Source organism: Bradyrhizobium sp. GW821-FHT13H05 (genome assembly GCF_058804065.1).
The window spans coordinates 394,087-410,090 of the sequence record NZ_JBXAPO010000004.1 but is presented as its reverse complement, the minus strand read 5'-3'; the positions used below and the strand labels follow the sequence as shown (position 1 = coordinate 410,090).

Below are 16,004 nucleotides of genomic sequence, written 5' to 3'. Positions count from 1 at the left end.
GTATTGGCACATCTGTTTTGTTCGTCGATCCCGCCTGGCGGTGTGCCCGAACGAAATTTCGCTGCAGTGCTGTTATCGAGCGCCCCTTCGCAAACGAACCGGCAAAGAGAGAAGTTCAGCTTAAAAAGCGTGGTGGCTGGCGAACGCGATCGTCCTGACGCGGCACGGCGCAAACCCAGTGGACAAAGTGCCAAAGTCGCCTCGAAGCTGAGCTGCTGGTCTTCATCGACGAGACCTGGACCCGAAGAGGCATGACGCACTTGCGGGGACGGGCCCCGCGCGGGCAGTCCCTTCAAAGGAACGATCTGCACGGACAACCAGCAAGTGCTCGCCGCATCTAAACTGCGAGCATTCTCTCCCCTTGGATGCTCATGAGAGTTAGATTGCCTGTCGCGTAGGCGCCGGTATCGATGTTGACACGGTTTGCCAGGACTTCGGCGGCGCGGACCGGAGTGTGACCATGGACAATATACTTGCCGAAAAGCCTATCGCTTTGCAGGAATTCTTCACGAATCCAGAGCAGGTCGCTTTCTCTTTGCTCAGCCAGAGGTACGCCTGGTCGAACTCCGGCGTGGACAAAGAAGAAGTCTCCACAGGTAAAGCTCAGCCGCAAATCGTCCAGGAACTCGAGATGCTCAGTCGGCATTGCACGGATCAAATCGCGCAAAATCGAGGCGGGATCGTCACGCTTTAGATCTGGGGGCGGGAGCCCATAAGACATTAGCGTTTGGGTGCCGCCAACGCGAATCCAATGTTCGAACAAGGTCGGGTCTTTGAAAACCCTCACCAGAAATGCCTCGTGGTTTCCTTTGAGGAAAACGGTGTTCCCCTGCCGGCTTCGCTTGATCAAGATATCGATGGTGGAGCGCGTGTCCGGGCCCCGATCGATATAGTCGCCCATGAACACCTCGATCGCAAGGCGCGGCCGACTGTGGGCAATGTCGGCGTCGATCACCCGCAGCATGGGCTTGAGCAAATGCGAGCAGCCATGAATATCCGAAATCGCGTAGATCCGAATACCGTCCGGCAGTCGCGGCTTATGAATTGGCCGGTGTGATCGGGCAAGAGATATCATGGCGCGTGTACTCGGTAGGTCGTAGGGATAGCTTCGCAGAAGTCGGTCCGCGTCCGGAGAAAATAGAATGGCAGCTGCTTTCCCTTGACGCCTGATTGCGCCCAAGGCGGGGCATGAATCCACATGCTTCTTAGTTGTCGGCCCCAGTTGAGCACAGGCAAGTTCACCAAGCTACGTCGCCAACATGCTCCTGCGCATGATGAGCGTTGGCTAAGTCAAGCATGAGCGAGCCTGGACCAAGCGGATTGCCGAAACTCGCGTCAAGCGGGAGAAGCCCGGCTTGCTCGATTAGTTGACGCATTCTTCGTGCCGTCGTCGAGGTCTGTTCGATCTTCGCCGCGAAGCGGCCTCGCCAGGCGGGCAGAATAAGGTGGCATCGGTTCATACCGCCAGCATACGATTTCCCTGGATGCTCATCATTGTGAGATTGCCCGTCGCATAGGCGCCCGTATCGATATTGACGCGGTTCGCCAAGAATTCGGCGCTCCGGACGGGCGTATGGCCATGGACGATATATTTGCTGAACTGTTCCTCGCTCCGCAGGAACTCTTCGCGAATCCAAAGCAGATCGCGTTCGGTCTGCTCGGCCAAGGGAACGCCGGGGCGAACGCCGGCGTGGACAAAGAAGAAATCTCCGCACGTAAAGCTCAGCCGCAAATTGTCCAGGAATTCCAAATGCTCGGTCGGCATCGCGCGAATTAGGTCGCGCAATATCGATGCTGGCTCGTCCCGCTTCAGATCCGGGGGCGCAAGCCCGTAGGACATCAAGGTCTGGGTTCCGCCGATGCCAAGCCAATCTTCGAACAATGAGGGGTCTTCAAAAACCCTCACCAGAAATGCCTCGTGGTTTCCCTTAAGGAAGACTGTGTTACCCCGGCGACTTCGCTCGATCAGGATGTCGAGGGTCGAGCGCGTGTCCGGACCGCGATCGATGTAGTCGCCCATGAAGACCTCGATCGCATAGCGCGGCCGACTATGGGTGACGTCGGCATCGATCACGCGCAACATGGGTTCGAGCAGGCGCGCGCAGCCGTGAATATCCGAGATCGCATAGATGCGGACTCCTTCTGGCAATTGCGGCTTGTGAATTGGCAGGCGTTGTCGGGCAAGAGATATCATGGTGCGCTGCCGATCGGGTGATCACTAAAGTGTCCCAGGATCAAGGACCCCAGAGGAGGTCTATCCAACGCGGGCATCGTGGGCGTCTCGCCTTTCTCCTGCGTGATCGCGAAAAAAGAAGGGTACGGCATTTCTTCCGCACGGCACCAGCGAGCCAAGTCCGTTTGAATTGCATCGCTGGTGTGAGAAGTACGGCAAAGATGCATGCCTCGACGAAAATCCGTGATACATCCGCAGATGGCATTTCATCGAAATTCTCGTAATTGCTCCGCTGTGTTCTTTCCATGAGGATGTGGCGCCTCAATGCTGAGCTGAAATGTGTTCACTCTAACTCCCATGCGCCAGATTCAATGCGAAACCTGATTCAAAATAGGGCAGCGCGTTCGTGCATGTGTCAGCACTGTGACGACATTTTAAGCGCGTCGAATCCGAGATGCGCATTTCAACAGACTGCTGTCATCCTTGCACTGCAAAAGTTTTGCGTGCAGCGCCACAATGTCGCTGCGATCACTCAACACCTTTGACGTGGGGAAGTGACGAGTCTTCAGCATCACGATGAGCGTCAGACACTCTCTCGATACGCAGAGGTTCGAATGGCTGTTGCAACTTATGGTTCTGAAGGCGCTCATGCGCTGTTATCTGCGCGTGGCGGTGCTCTTCAGAGGCCGTTTCAGATCGTGATCATCGCGGCAGACTTTCTGCTGATCATGTTGTGTTACGTGGTCGGAGCTTCCCTATATGGCGCGGCAGTTGCTTCAACTGCCGACGGCGCTTCGGTCGGCGCGGGATTTTTTGTCGGCGTCGTATTCGTCACGGTCGCCTATTTTCGGGACGTCTATTCCACGCACCGCTTGCTCAATCTTATTTGGCAGCTACGAAAAGTGCTCTTGATTTGGCTGACGTCGCTGACAATCCTGGCCGTTGCGGCTTTCCTGCTGAAATCGACGGACAATCTGTCCCGCGGCACTGTCATCGTCTTCGCCGCGATCGGCGGAGTTGGCTTGATCAGTCTCCGCTTCGCCTGGCAAGCCGTGTTCGGTACGAGCTTTGCGAGAAGTCGGCTGGTCGATCGCAAGGTGATCCTGCTCAGCCTGAAGCCCCTCGATTTCACCTCCAGCCGTTTCAAGGACTTGCGACGGAACGGTTTCGACGTCATTCGCCATTTCGTGCTCGGGGTCGAACACGACGATGGCCACTGGGAACGACAAATTCGAGATGTCATCCGCCAGTCGCGCTCGGCTGATGTCGACGAATACCTGCTGGCGATCGACTGGAATGAGCTCCCGATGCTTCGAAAGCTCGGGCCATATTTACGAGCCGTGCCGCAGCCGATACGCCTGCTGCCGGACGATCCGATCGCCGATCTGGTGGCGCGCCCTTTCCTCCCGGTCAGCGGGACAGTGGCGGTTGAAATTCAACGACCGCCTCTGAGCGTCCTCGAACGGTTGCAAAAGCGCTGTCTTGACATCGGAGTGGCTGTGTTTGCGCTCGTGGTGCTGACGCCGCTGCTACTGACCGTGGCCGTGCTGATCAAGCTGGACTCTCCGGGAACCGTCATCTTTCGGCAGTCCCGCCGCGGATTCAACGGCAAGCCGTTCGAGATCTGGAAATTTCGGACCATGACCGTGAGCGAGAATGGGCAGACGATTACCCAGGCAACCAAGAGGGATGTGCGGGTCACCAAGATCGGGCGCTTCCTTCGCATGACGAGCATCGACGAATTGCCGCAGCTTTGGAACGTGCTGCGCGGCGACATGTCTCTCGTGGGGCCGCGTCCGCATGCACTCGCCCACGACAATTACTACGACGAGCTCATCAGCAAGTATGTCTACCGCCATCACATGAAGCCGGGGTTGACCGGCTGGGCTCAGGTCAACGGGTTCCGGGGAGAAACGCCGACGATCGATCTGATGGAAAAGCGGGTTGAGTACGACGTCTGGTACGTCGGCAACTGGAGCATTTGGCTCGATCTGAAGATCATGGCGCGGACTGTATCGGCAGTCATGTTCCAGGAAGCCTATTAGGTCCGGGTTCCTCAAGGGAACCAGCTAACCATAGAGTGCGCGTTGACGGCTTAAGTTTGGTCTCGCGATGACTTCCTGAAGAACCGAACGATCGCGTCGCGCAGCGCAAGCAGCGGTGGGACAAGGACGAAGAAGGCTCCCATCGCGACGGACACCACGACGTGACGGAGCGAGAAGGGCTCGTCCTGCTCCAGCTCAGTTCGGCTTGGATCGATAGGCGCGCGCGAAAGGGTTGTCGCCATAGGCGCCACCCGCCGACGCGGCTTGCGCGGGGGGATCACGATCAACACGAACAGGATGTTGAGCAGAACCCAGATAGTCAAAATCGTGAGGATGATCAGCATCCAGAACCACCGAAAATGAACGTTAAGTATGCGCTCAGGTTAGCCTTTGGGAACCGAGAAGGAAAGATGCCCAACAATTCGGCAGTTTAAGGCCAGTTGGGTCGGTCCTTCTTGTGGACGAACGGGCGCAGGCAATGGCGCACTGTCCTAGCCGTCACGCTCTTCGTCAATCCTTGCTTTGGGCTAGGGCAATGATCACAATTTGTGGATTCCGGACGAATACGGAGATCGAGCGGCCGGCCAGGCCGGCACGCTCGTCCAAGTTCTCTCGGTCCTGCATCCGCTCGCGCAGACCGCCGCCTGACAGATTCCGTTACGTGCAGCAGGTCACTGGGTCGGGATCCGTTGCTCCAGGCAACGCGAGGCCCAGAGGCGTAGGGCGTAACTCTTCGCCGGTGACATCGCCTCAGGCATGTTCGACGTAGTAGCTGTTATGGTGCTTGCCCTTATAGGCCTCGATGCGCTTGAGCATCTTCGGGTTGGCGCGATTGAGCACGGCGCCAAGCAACTTCTTCTGAAGGACTTCCGACCCGGAAACCGATTCCTGAAGAGCGCTTCGCGTGGTCTGGCCCCATTCGATCACATAGACCATCGCATCGATGAGATGACTGGCGGCCTTGGAGTCCGCCACCGGCATCACCGGAGCAAGATCAATCACGACGTACTCGTAGTTTTCCTTCAGCACCTTGAGGAGGTCGCCCATTGCTTTCGATGCAATGATGTCGGCCGAATTGACCATGCGGGAGGCAACGATCGATGGCAGGAAGTCGAGCCCCGTTTCCTTGCTTCGTTGGACATGATAGCCGAGGCTGCTCGGATCGCTGAGAGCCTCGACAAGTCCGGTCTTTGCGTTGGGCGCGAGTTCGCGTGTGAGCGAGCGGGTATGCAAATCGCCGTCAATCAGGATGGTGGGATGCCCGGTCAGGGCTATCAATTGGGCGAAATTGGCGGCAACAGTCGTTTTTCCTTCCCTGGGCAGCGACGACACGATGCCGATCACCTTGATTTCCCGGGTCAGGCGCGCAACGTCGATTGAGACCTTGATGTTGCGCAGCGTTTCCGCAAACCGCGAAAATGGATGATCGACGACGTAGCGGGACAATGCGGGCGCGCCGGCCTTGGCGGACGTCGAAAGCAACGCGCCGGCCCTCGTTACCGGACGAATGTCGGGCAGGACACCAAGGCACTTCACGCCGAGTTCATCCTCGACTTCGCCGGGGGTCCGCAGGACGTCGCTCAGCAGCTCACGCGCAAATGCGGCCCCGAAGCCGAGGCAGAGGCCGCCCACCAGACCACCCACCAGCGCCAGGACGGTGCGCGGAGAACTTTTGCGATCGGGCTTGGTTGCAGTGCTGATGATGCGCGCTTCGCTGATCGGGAAGCTCTGGTTCTGCGTAGTGCTTTGCAATTTCTCGAGGAAGTTGTTGTAGAGATTGCGATATGTATCGGCGGCGCTCTCGAGATCGCGCAGCTGGACCTCCGCCTGACCTGTGTGACCGGCCTGGGCCACGAGGTCCTTTAAGCTCTTGTCGAGCGATGCTTCCCGGCTCTTTGCGATCTCATAGTCGCTGCGATAGGCGTCCCTAATCCGGTGCAGCTCGTCGGCGATATTCTTGCGCAGCTCATCCATCTTGCTGGCCAGGTTGACCGCCGCAAGATGAGTTTTGCCGTAGCGCTTGGACAAGTCGGCATAGTCGGCCGCGATGTCAAGATATTGCGCGCGCAGGCGGGTGATGACCGAGTTGTTGAGAGCATCGGTCACCGTCGATTGCGTGACGTCCTGACCGGATATCGCCTCGATTCGATCGAGGCGAGCCTTGGCCTCGGCCGTTGCCGCCCGCGCCTGAACCAGCTGCGTATTCAGGTCTGACAGCTGCTGTTCAGACATCAGGCCCCGACTGGTTCCGACAATGTTGTGCTCGGCCTTGAAGGTTTGCACGGCGCGATCGCTGGCTGTTGCCTGCTCACTCAGCTCGATGCTCCTCTGCTGGAGCCATTCGCTCGCCCGTTTGGTGGACTGATACTTGGCCTCCAGGGCTCCAACGATGTAGGCGTCGGCGATGGCATTGGAGATCTTGACGGCCTTGTCCGGTGTCCGCGCGCGATAGTTGAGGGACAGAACATACGTGGTCAGAACGCGTTCTACTCTCAGATTCTTCTGAACCAGCTCGACCGCAGCATGTTCGATCCGCTCCTGGGTCGGCGGTTCGCCGGATTCGAACAACGACATCACCTTGCCAAGGATGGCTGTAAGGAGGCCAGGAGCTGAACCATTAAACTCGGGATCGTCCGTCAAATGCAGACGGCGAACGACCGAAAGGATCAAATCGTCCGAGTTGATCACCTCGACCTGGCTGTCGACGAAGCCGGTATCGATGAGCGCGGTATTAGAACCGCTGTCCTTGTCCAGAACCTGGGCCTGCCGCGTATCCATCATGATACGGGTGTTCGCCGTATACATTGGTTGCGCCAGGACCACGTAGACCAGCACCAGAGCCAGCGAAACTCCGACCGTCACGGCGACGAGCGGCCATTGGCGGCGCAGGACGTCGGCCACGCGCTCGAAGCTGAGGACCGCGCCGCCGAACTCGATGCCGAACCTGTGTCCCGACTGGAACTGTTCTCTGGGCTGATACATTTGCAAATTCACTGCCTTTGACGATCACGGATCAATACGGAATGGGAACGGGCTTGAACGGGTCAGTCAGCTTGGTCTTCCATTCGCCTTCGAGAAGAGTTCCGCCGCGAGACGGTTGTGCTGCGCCCTTGTCTTGCGATTGCGCCTGGACGCCGGAGTCATCTTCTCCCGCCGCCGAATAGCCTGCCTGTACGGAGAGATCGCCTATTCGCTGCGTGAAATCCTTGATCTTGCGCGCCGCGGCCGGCTTCGTCGATGTGCAGCGTCCTTCCGCAATCCGGAGCGCCGCGCCGATCGACGAACGATCGGTTGACGTCGACTCGGAAATGAGCGTCTGCACGGACGGCAATACCGAGGGATTTGTCGCGATATAGATGGACAGGCGGGCTCTCAGCTTCTCCTTGTCGTTGCGCAGCCGTTCCAGGAGCGAGGACGGCGACTTAACGAACGCGTCGAGTTCGGGTTGCGGGGCGCGGTCTGAGAAGTCGATGCACTGGGCGTGGCAGGCCCCGATGCTCAACGCGATCAGAGAAGAAGCGGCCAAGACAATGGATAGCCATCTCGGCTTGGTACAAAGATGCGTTAGTCCGCAGCTCATCCGTGTCCCTTCGTTCCTGTTGCAAGAAGAAAACAGGCGGATCTTGGCGAGTAACTGTGTCAATTTTTGTGCGATGCAAAAGTTGGTTCCTTCAATCGCGTCGATTGCATGCGCTGCCTGATTTTCAGACGGTTGTATGAGAGATGGCTTGCAATGCCTGCGAGGTCGGCAATCTGGCGCTCACGAATTTTGCAGTGTGAGAATGTATGAGGCGATAATCGGACATCACTCGTCGCAAAAGTGACACAGGCTTTCGTGCGCGAGATTGTTCCAGCGACACATGAGCGCGGGCCAGCGATGTCATCCGTATGGATCGCATCGTAACAATGCCCGGTTTCGCGCATGGTTTGCACGCAAATGTTCGCAACGATCTGCATCCGAGAAGATTCGCGCGTTGCCTTGCATGCGCTAAAAACAAAAATGGCGTGAACTTGTCGCTTGCGTGTCGAAACGATCTTTGAGCGATGAATTTGTCGTCGGCTGTCATGCGTCCGACGCGAGTCCGCAATCGTGAAGATTGAAAGCGCGCGAGAGCTGATACACAGTGCTGCGGTGCAATAGCTTGGGAATGTTGATGTGACGGAGCTGATTCATCGTGAGAAGGCGCATGTCCTGCCGCTCGACAGTATCCGGGGCATTGCCGCGACGTCGGTGGTGATTCACCATCTGCTGCTGATGCCGACGTTCCTTGCTGCGTTTCCGCACAACGCGTGGATCAACTGCTCGTTCTTCAGAAGCGCGTGGCTGCTGGTCGATTTGTTCTTCGTTCTCAGCGGCATCGTGATGTCGCTCAGCTATGTCGAGAGCGGCTTCGGGCGATTTTCGCTGCGTGAGTTCATGGTGCGGCGTCTGGCGCGGGTCTATCCGCTGCACATCGTCATGCTGATCGCAAATCTTCTGTTCCGCCTCCTGCGCATCGGCCTGGTGATGGCGGGCGTGGTGGTCGCCGCGCCGGCGGCCTTCGAGGTGAACAACGCCTATTCCTTCGTTCTCAACGTTCTGCTGCTCCACTCGATGGGGTTCATCGACTATCTCAGCTGGAATGCGCCGAGCTGGAGCATCAGCGTCGAGTTCTACACCTATCTGGTGTTCGGCCTGATCGTGCTGCTCTCCCAACGCGTGCGGTCGCTGACTCTGTTCTATGTTCTCTGTGGTCTGCTTGCGGTGGCAAGCCTGGTCTTCATCATCTTCGGGCTCGACAAGAGGAGCCTCGGGCTCCAGACCGATTTCGGCATCCTGCGCTGCTTCGTCAGCTTCTTTCTCGGCGTGCTGACGGTGAGGATTGTCGATCGCCTGCCCGGCAAGCCGGGCCCTGCCGTGCAGGGTGCGTTGCAGCTCGTCGCCATGATTGCCAGCATCGTTCTGGTCAGCCTGGCGGAGACCAACCCTGCGGCAACGTTCCTCGCACCGGTGACGTTCGCGGTCTTTCTCGGCAGCCTGTTGGCCTTTCCGGACGCGCAGCTGGTGCCGCGGATTCTGGTCGCCAAGCCGCTGGTCTGGCTCGGGCGCCGCTCTTATTCCATCTATATGGTGCACGCGCTCGTGGTGCTCCTCGCCGAGTATTTCGTGCGGGCGGTCGGAATGGGGCGGATCGCCGCGCTCGACGCGATCTGGCCGGGCCTGCCGGCGACGCTGAACCTCGTCGTCGGGCTGGCCGCCGTGCTGATCGTTTCGCATTTCACGTATCTCTATGTCGAGATTCCCGGCGGCAAGCTGCTGCGAAATGCGCTTGGAAGCCGCCGGGAATTCTCGCCGTCTCCCGCACGCTCGGCGCGGCTGAGCAACTGAGCCCGGTATGAGCATTCTCGCGCTGCATAGGCCGAAAATCACGCTGATCAGCCTCAACATCGAGGCGCTCGCGCTCGCGGTCTATCTGGTCCGCGACGCCTTCGGCGGCGTGATGCGCTATTATACCAGCATCTATCACGTGGATGCGCTGTGGTATCTGCCCGACGGCGTTGCGCTCCTCTGCCTTGCCCAGTTCTTTGTCCATTGTGTCTTGCGCAATCGCAGCACCCTGGCCCTGCTGGTGCTCGTTCAGATCATGCTGTCGCTCGTGCTCGGCTACTTCATGATGGGAACGGCCAACGCCGCGATCTCGTCGTTCAAGATGATGCTGCCGGTGTTCGTTGGATTCTGCTTTTGCGATTCGAGCCTGGGCTCGTACCGAAAGCTGCTGTCGGTGATCGCCGCAACCTTCTATCTCTCGGTGATCGGCGTTCTCCTGACGAAGTTCTACCTGATGCCCTGGGTGGGCTATAAGTACGAGTCCTTCGGCGCCGTGCGCGAGGCCGGTCGACTCTGGTGGGCTTATGGCGGCGACGATCAGCGCTTGATGGGCTTTGCAGCCGACAACACCATGGCCGCCTTCTTCATCCTCGTGTCGTTCGCAATCACGTCGATTCGCATGAGCACGTTGTGGTGCCTCGTGTTCGGCTCCCTTGCGATCTACACCATTCGCCTGACCACCAGCAAGACGACCATGATCGTTCTCGTCCTCTATTTGATTTTGCTGGTGTTCGTGCGGATGCTGCCGGAGAAATCGCGCTTTCCGGCGATCAGATCCATCGCGCAATGGTCTTTCGCCGCGATCTTCGTGCCGTTCTTCATGATTGTGCTCGCTTCGGGGACCGCGGCGGTGCCGCACTCGACCCTGTTCAGCATTCTCGATCGCATCAACAACAGCTGGCAGCTGCCCTTTGTCTATATGAGCCAGCTCATGCCGATTGGTCTGGTGACCGGGTGCGGTGCGGGCTGTTTCAACTACCCGCAGAAGCTGTTCTCGCCGCTCGCCGCCTTTTGGGTTCCTGTCGACAATTTCTATATCGGGACCTACCTGATGTTCGGGCTGCCGTTCGTCGCGTTCATGGTGATGGTGTTCCGGGCGACATTCGGGGCAACCGATGTGTACAAGCTGACGCTGATCTTCGTGGTCAATTTGTTCACGATCACCGTCCTGAACTACGGCCCGGCGTCGGGGCTCCTGATCATCGCCTTGAGCTTCAGCGAGGTGTTCTCGAAGCGCGCCGCCTCTGCACGGGCGGCTGCCGCCCCGACAATCCCAATGCCGAGGCCGGTGCGGTCAGTGGACGGCTTCGGCGCGGACATACCAGAGGCGGCGGGCAGGACCAGGTGAGAACGAATGATGCATAAACGGCTCGCATTCATCGATACGCTGCGCGGCATCGCCGTGCTGTCGGTGCTGGTCCAGCACGTGCTGGAGGTGATCGTGCAGAAACACCCGACCGGCGCGTATTACTGGCCCATTCACGACGTGATCGGCTACTACATGAATTTCGGCCGGTTCGGCGTTGTGCTGTTCTTCTTCGTCAGCGGCTTCGTCATTCCGTTCAGTTTCCCTGATAGCGCGACGCCTGTGCGGGATTTTGCGATCAGCCGCTTCTTTCGGCTCTACCCGGCCTACTGGACCTCGCTGCTGGTCGGGCTGGTGACGATGCAGATGCTGGAAGCGAAGGTCTATCCGCTGTCGCAGGTCGTCGTGAACGTGACGATGTTGCAGACCTTCGTGAACGTCCCAAATCTCTGGGTGTTCTACTGGACGCTGGCAATCGAGCTGTTGTTCTACGTCGGATGTACCGCTCTCTTTGCGATGGGGCTACTGAACCGCCGCTTCACCGCGGTGACGATCGTCGTTGCTGCCGCGCTGATCGGGATCACAGCCGCGCTTCTGATCGAGAACAGGACGGTCTCGTCGTTGATGGAGGTCGGGTTGAACCTCTCGGCCATGTTCCTCGGCAAGGTCATTCGTGACGCGGTGATCGGCGGCAAGCTTCGATGGTCCCACGTGACCGTCTGCACGCTTCTCTATGCCATCTTCGCCATCACGCTGGCCGACCGGCGGTTCGGCGGCGTCTATCAGGAGAACTTCTTCTACACCTACTCGATCGGGCTGGCCTATGTCTTCGCTGCGCTCGTCTTCATCGTCTTTGCCGTCTTCGGCGAGAGGCTGGCATGGCGTCCCGTGGCGTTCGTCGGTGTGATCAGCTATTCGGTCTACCTGATGTCGCCGTTCGTGATCGTCTGGGTCCACAAATTCGTCTGGCTCGGCGACGGACCGCTGGGGTGGTCGATCTTCATGGCCCTGATCGTGGCCTTGTCGATCCTCGTCAGCTGGATGACATTCGCGTTCGTCGAGAAGCCTAGCATCTCCTTCGGGCAGAAGTTTCGCTCGGCGCGGAGGAAGCCGGTCGTTCTCGATCCGGCGCTCAGCACGCAGGGTGCAGCGGAGTGATCAAGGCACCGCACCAGCACGGCGCCGCGTATGACGGATCGTTCGTCCCGTCGGTCCAGGGACTTCGGGGCATCGCGGCGCTGAGCGTGCTGATGGACCATTTCTACGACATGCCGAAGGGCGGCATGTACGACATCCCGAATCCCGGCTTCCTGCCACCGCTCTGGCCCTGGCTGCAATCGACGATCAATGTCGGCGGGCACGGCGTCGAGCTGTTCTTCATGATCAGCGGCTTCCTGATTCCGGCGAGCCTTGTGCGTCATGGCTCGGTGGGGCGGTTCTTCTTCGATCGAATCCTGCGCATCATGCCGGTGTTCGTCGTCCTGCACCTTGCCCTGTTCGTGGTCGGACCGATCGTCGGCTACAAGTTCTTCCGCGGCATCGATCTGGCCAGCTTTGCTGCGATCTTCTCGGCGAATCTGTTCTTCGTGCAGGATGTGCTGGGCTTGCCCATTGCCCAGCAGAATGCATGGACATTGACCTATGAGTGGGCGTTCTACATCTGGTTTGCGCTGACGTTCTCGATGCTGCGTTTCGGGGGGCGGTTGTTGGCGGCGCCGCTGCTCCTGCTCGGGATGGCGTGCCTCCTGCATTGGCCGATCACGGCGTTCTTCTGCATCGGAATGCTGTTCAGCGCCACCGGCTTTCGTATCTCCATTCCGGGACCCGCCGGCCTGATCGCTGGCCTGGCCTGTGGCGCGGCGATGTACGCCAGCCTCGTGCTATTCCACCCGTTCGTGGCCCTCATTCCCGGTCTTGTGCTGTTCGGTATGGTGCTGGCCCCGGACTCGGGGCTTGCCAAGGCTCTGAGCACACCAGCCCTGCAATATGTCGGCAAGATCAGCTACAGCCTCTATCTCGTGCATCCCTTTGTGCTGTTTCCCTTGCAGATGATCGGGCTGAAGCTCGTCGCAGCCGGCGTCGACCGTTGGTTATTGTGGGCAGGCTTCATCGTGCTCGGCCTGTTGATGTCGCTGGTCGCGAGTGCGATCAGCTACGATCTGATCGAGGTCAGGCTGAGGCGTCTGCTGGATGGCGCGGTTCGCGCCACGCTGTTTCGACCGCTGAGCAAGATGGAGCAGTCTGTCTAATAGATCATGATTGGCTCACTGTGCGGCCGGCGAGCTGATAATAGGCGGGTAACAGTCCTTCGGCGATGCGGTCCCAGTTCAGCAGACCGGTAGCGGTTTGGTGTGCACCCTCGGTCAATCTCGCAACGAGCGATGGGGAGGTCAGGACGCGTTCGAGCGCATCGGCCAATGCGACGGCATCACCGGGAGGGACCAGGAGCCCGTTGACGCCGTCAGTCACGACGTCAGGGATTCCGCCGGTCGCGCTTGCGACGACTGGGCGGCAATTGCCATAGGCGGACGCCAGCACGCCGCTTTGCGACGCATCCTTGTAGGGCAGGGCAACCACGGTCGCGGACTGAAACAGCCGTCCGGTATCCTGCGGAGAGATGTAGGCGTTGATCGTCTTGACGGTCGGCATCGATTCCATCCGCGCGCCGAGACGCGTCATCTCGGGACCGCGGCCGGCGACGATTGCTTCGTGCGCCACCCCGCGCTGGGCCAGAAGGTCGAGCGCATCGATGAAGACATCCAGGCCCTTGTAGGCCCACATTCGTCCAAAAAACAGGATGCGGGCGGGTTCTGGCTCTGTCACCGCGCTTTGCGCCGGCGGAACCATGAGCACGCCATGCATACTGGACAGGACCCGGCCCTTGAAGTCGGGCGAGGCGCGATGGAAATCACCGACACAGCTTTGGCCGTGCATCGTGACGAGCGAGGCCGATGCGCGCATATGCCCACGCCAGGCATCTTCGCGCGGCGAGGTGCCTGAACCGCCTTCCGAATGTGGAATGGCGTCATGCACGGTCAGCGCCAGTGGAATTCCGAGCGGTCGCAGGAGCTGGATCAGCCTGGATGTGTAGATCTCGGGAACTTCGTGACAATGAATTACGTCTGGACGAAACGAAATTATGTCGAGGAAGGAAGCCGGAATGCCGAGCGCGCCGCCGCGGCGCAGGCTGAGGTCGCGGATGCGCGTATTGAAGGGCGCTGCAACCGCGATGTCACCCAATTCCCATTGCTGGTTGGCATCCTTGCGATTGAGCACGAGACGGACGTCGCAATGATGCGCCAATCCCGACGCGAGGCGGTAGGAATATTCTGCAAAATGCGGGGCGTAGATCGCGACACGCAAGCGTCTGTTGCTGCGACTGGCAGGCGGAGTAGGCGAATTTGTCAAGGCATCCATCTTGCATCACATCGCTGAGAACCACTGAAGTGTAGTCCACGATTTGAACTCACTTCTACTCTAAATCGGATTTCTCGATGGCACTCGCTGATTGCCATCACGTCGTCGCAATGTCGCGAGCATTTGGTCGCCGAAGCGATCGCGGAAGTGGACACATCGCAAGTGGCCATCGATCGTCACTCCATAGCGGGTGATTGTGGTTGGATCTGTCGGAATTGGGTCGATTTGTTGATGAACGTCACGAAGTCCGGACAACATCAGGTCGTGGTCGCCTTGCTATGGTCGCTTGCCCAGAATTGGGGCGGCCGCGCATTGTCGTTCGTCTTGTTCCTGGTCCTGGCGCGGCTGCTCGATCCATCGGATTTCGGCCTCGCCGCGCTGGTCGCCTTCATCCTGCTGCTTCTGAGCTCGATCTCGGAGTTTGGATTCGGTGACGCATTGATTCAGCGGCGCACGCTCGAGCCTGCCGATGTGACGCTGCCCTTTTTTTGCTCATTCGCGGCTTCAGCCATTCTGGCGGTGTCGATCAGTCTGCTTGCAACGCATATCGAACGCTGGCTCGACGTGAAGGGGCTCGCGCCGCTGTTGACGGCCGCGAGCCTGTCGCTTCCGATCGGCACGGCGACACTGTTCCAGGAAGCGCTGTACAAGCGCCAGATGGATTTCCGCGTGCTTGCCGTCAGGACCATGGTGGCGACCGCCATTTCCGGCGTCGTCGGGATTGCCTGCGCCTATGCCGGCTTTGGTGCGCTTAGCCTCGTCATCCAGGTGGTGGTTCAGAGTGCAATCAGCGGCCTGTGGCTCTGGAGCCAGCCGCGATGGCTGCCGATGCGGGGCTACGACCTCAAGAGTTTTGCCGAGCTCTCCGGCTACAGCGTCCACGTGGTGTTGAACAGGCTGCTTGATTTCGCCATCGTCCGTACCATCGACATGATCATCCTGTCCCTCTATGGCGTGGCGGCGCTCGGAATCTACACGGTTGGCGCGCGGGTCTATATCATCCTGATGCAATTGCTGACCCAGGCCGTCATGGACGTCGCGCTGAGCGCGCTGTCCCGGATTGCTCACGAGCGCGATCGCATTGCGGGCGCTTATCTGCGCAGCGTCAGTCTCGGTGCGCTGGTCGGCTCTCCGGTCTTCGTGCTGCTCGCGGCGATCGCACCGGAGTTCTCCCTGCTGCTGTTCGGAGCGAAATGGAGCGGCAGTGAAGCGGTGATGCGGCCGTTGATGCTGATTGGCGCAATTCAGACGGTGCAGTTCGTCAACAGCGCTTATTTCGGCGCCCTGGGCAAGCCTAACTACGTCTTCCTGCTGAACATCCTGAAGTTCTGCACGGTCGTGCCTGCCATGTTCCTGCTTCCGTCCCACGACATAGGCCAGCTCGCCACGATATTCGCCTTTGCGCAGCTCGTGGTGACACCGGTGACTTTCGCGCTGGCGCTCCGGCTGCTGGGTTTGAGCTGGAGTCAGTTTCTGCGGCCGATCGCCGGCTGCCTTTGCGCCATTGTCCTGGCCTATGGGGCGGTCGTGCTGTGCCGTGAGGCGACCCCGAATCTGAACCCCTATTTGCGGATGGGGCTGCTGTCGTCGTGCTTCGGAGCGACGTATCTGGTGAGTATCCTGCTGTTCTGGCGGAAGCAGCTCTTCTCCCTGATCGATTTCGTCGTGAAGCGCGGTGCGGCCGCTTAATGAAGA

12 protein-coding genes are annotated in these 16,004 nt (G+C 59.2%); 6 read left to right on the top strand and 6 right to left on the bottom strand.

Features of this window, described 5'->3' with window-relative positions:
- Nucleotides 1-337 precede the first annotated feature (337 nt).
- Together AC1RR3_RS15185 and AC1RR3_RS15180 are read right to left on the bottom strand one after the other, a co-directional pair.
- Nucleotides 338-1,075 carry a metallophosphoesterase family protein gene (locus AC1RR3_RS15185; RefSeq protein WP_492823893.1) on the bottom strand — a complete coding sequence of 246 codons (738 nt, stop codon included), beginning with the start codon at nucleotides 1,073-1,075 and terminating at the stop codon, nucleotides 338-340.
- A 381-nt stretch (nucleotides 1,076-1,456) separates the two neighbouring features.
- Entirely contained in the window at nucleotides 1,457-2,194 is a 738-nt protein-coding gene (locus AC1RR3_RS15180) for a metallophosphoesterase family protein (protein ID WP_492823891.1), read from the bottom strand.
- A gap of 593 nt (nucleotides 2,195-2,787) precedes the next feature.
- On the opposite strand from AC1RR3_RS15180, the gene AC1RR3_RS15175 reads away from it, so the two are divergent.
- Entirely contained in the window at nucleotides 2,788-4,218 is a 1,431-nt protein-coding gene (locus AC1RR3_RS15175) for an undecaprenyl-phosphate glucose phosphotransferase (RefSeq protein WP_492823889.1), read from the top strand.
- A gap of 50 nt (nucleotides 4,219-4,268) precedes the next feature.
- On the opposite strand, the gene AC1RR3_RS15170 is transcribed toward AC1RR3_RS15175, so the two are convergent.
- From AC1RR3_RS15170 to AC1RR3_RS15160, 3 genes are all read right to left on the bottom strand, one after another.
- Entirely contained in the window at nucleotides 4,269-4,562 is a 294-nt protein-coding gene (locus AC1RR3_RS15170) for a hypothetical protein (RefSeq protein WP_492823887.1), read from the bottom strand.
- A gap of 406 nt (nucleotides 4,563-4,968) precedes the next feature.
- Complete coding sequence (locus tag AC1RR3_RS15165) at nucleotides 4,969-7,200, bottom strand: GNVR domain-containing protein (protein WP_492823885.1); 2,232 nt, start codon at nucleotides 7,198-7,200, stop codon at nucleotides 4,969-4,971.
- A 31-nt stretch (nucleotides 7,201-7,231) separates the two neighbouring features.
- Nucleotides 7,232-7,744 carry a hypothetical protein gene (locus AC1RR3_RS15160; RefSeq protein ID WP_492823883.1) on the bottom strand — a complete coding sequence of 171 codons (513 nt, stop codon included), beginning with the start codon at nucleotides 7,742-7,744 and terminating at the stop codon, nucleotides 7,232-7,234.
- Nucleotides 7,745-8,374: 630 nt separating this feature from the next.
- Here AC1RR3_RS15160 and AC1RR3_RS15155 point away from each other — a divergent pair.
- The 4 genes from AC1RR3_RS15155 to AC1RR3_RS15140 are packed head-to-tail and all read left to right on the top strand — an operon-like array spanning nucleotide 8,375 to nucleotide 13,141.
- Complete coding sequence (locus AC1RR3_RS15155; RefSeq protein WP_492823881.1) at nucleotides 8,375-9,586, top strand: acyltransferase family protein; 1,212 nt, start codon at nucleotides 8,375-8,377, stop codon at nucleotides 9,584-9,586.
- Nucleotides 9,587-9,593: 7 nt separating this feature from the next.
- Entirely contained in the window at nucleotides 9,594-10,934 is a 1,341-nt protein-coding gene (locus AC1RR3_RS15150) for a hypothetical protein (RefSeq protein WP_492823879.1), read from the top strand.
- Between the two features lie 6 nt (nucleotides 10,935-10,940).
- On the top strand, nucleotides 10,941-12,050 hold the full coding sequence (locus AC1RR3_RS15145) for an acyltransferase family protein (protein WP_492823877.1): 1,110 nt from the start codon (nucleotides 10,941-10,943) through the stop codon (nucleotides 12,048-12,050).
- Nucleotides 12,047-13,141 carry an acyltransferase family protein gene (locus tag AC1RR3_RS15140; protein ID WP_492823875.1) on the top strand — a complete coding sequence of 365 codons (1,095 nt, stop codon included), beginning with the start codon at nucleotides 12,047-12,049 and terminating at the stop codon, nucleotides 13,139-13,141. The genes AC1RR3_RS15145 and AC1RR3_RS15140 overlap by 4 nt, the downstream gene beginning before the upstream one ends.
- A gap of 4 nt (nucleotides 13,142-13,145) precedes the next feature.
- Here the strand turns inward: AC1RR3_RS15140 and AC1RR3_RS15135 are convergent, their stop codons facing one another.
- On the bottom strand, nucleotides 13,146-14,255 hold the full coding sequence (locus AC1RR3_RS15135) for a glycosyltransferase family 4 protein (protein ID WP_492823873.1): 1,110 nt from the start codon (nucleotides 14,253-14,255) through the stop codon (nucleotides 13,146-13,148).
- Nucleotides 14,256-14,540: 285 nt separating this feature from the next.
- Here AC1RR3_RS15135 and AC1RR3_RS15130 point away from each other — a divergent pair, with 285 nt between their 5' ends.
- On the top strand, nucleotides 14,541-15,998 hold the full coding sequence (locus tag AC1RR3_RS15130) for a lipopolysaccharide biosynthesis protein (RefSeq protein WP_492823871.1): 1,458 nt from the start codon (nucleotides 14,541-14,543) through the stop codon (nucleotides 15,996-15,998).
- Nucleotides 15,999-16,004: the final 6 nt, after the last annotated feature.

What these genes read in the sequence shown, in the direction of transcription:
- AC1RR3_RS15165 (WP_492823885.1), bottom strand. Translation starts at nt 7,200, where the DNA reads ATGTATCAGCCCAGAGAACAGTTCCAGTCGGGACACAGGTTCGGCATC.
- AC1RR3_RS15185 (WP_492823893.1), bottom strand. Translation starts at nt 1,075, where the DNA reads ATGATATCTCTTGCCCGATCACACCGGCCAATTCATAAGCCGCGACTG.
- AC1RR3_RS15170 (WP_492823887.1), bottom strand. Translation starts at nt 4,562, where the DNA reads ATGCTGATCATCCTCACGATTTTGACTATCTGGGTTCTGCTCAACATC.
- AC1RR3_RS15130 (WP_492823871.1), top strand. Translation starts at nt 14,541, where the DNA reads ATGAACGTCACGAAGTCCGGACAACATCAGGTCGTGGTCGCCTTGCTA.
- AC1RR3_RS15175 (WP_492823889.1), top strand. Translation starts at nt 2,788, where the DNA reads ATGGCTGTTGCAACTTATGGTTCTGAAGGCGCTCATGCGCTGTTATCT.
- AC1RR3_RS15145 (WP_492823877.1), top strand. Translation starts at nt 10,941, where the DNA reads ATGATGCATAAACGGCTCGCATTCATCGATACGCTGCGCGGCATCGCC.
- AC1RR3_RS15180 (WP_492823891.1), bottom strand. Translation starts at nt 2,194, where the DNA reads ATGATATCTCTTGCCCGACAACGCCTGCCAATTCACAAGCCGCAATTG.
- AC1RR3_RS15150 (WP_492823879.1), top strand. Translation starts at nt 9,594, where the DNA reads ATGAGCATTCTCGCGCTGCATAGGCCGAAAATCACGCTGATCAGCCTC.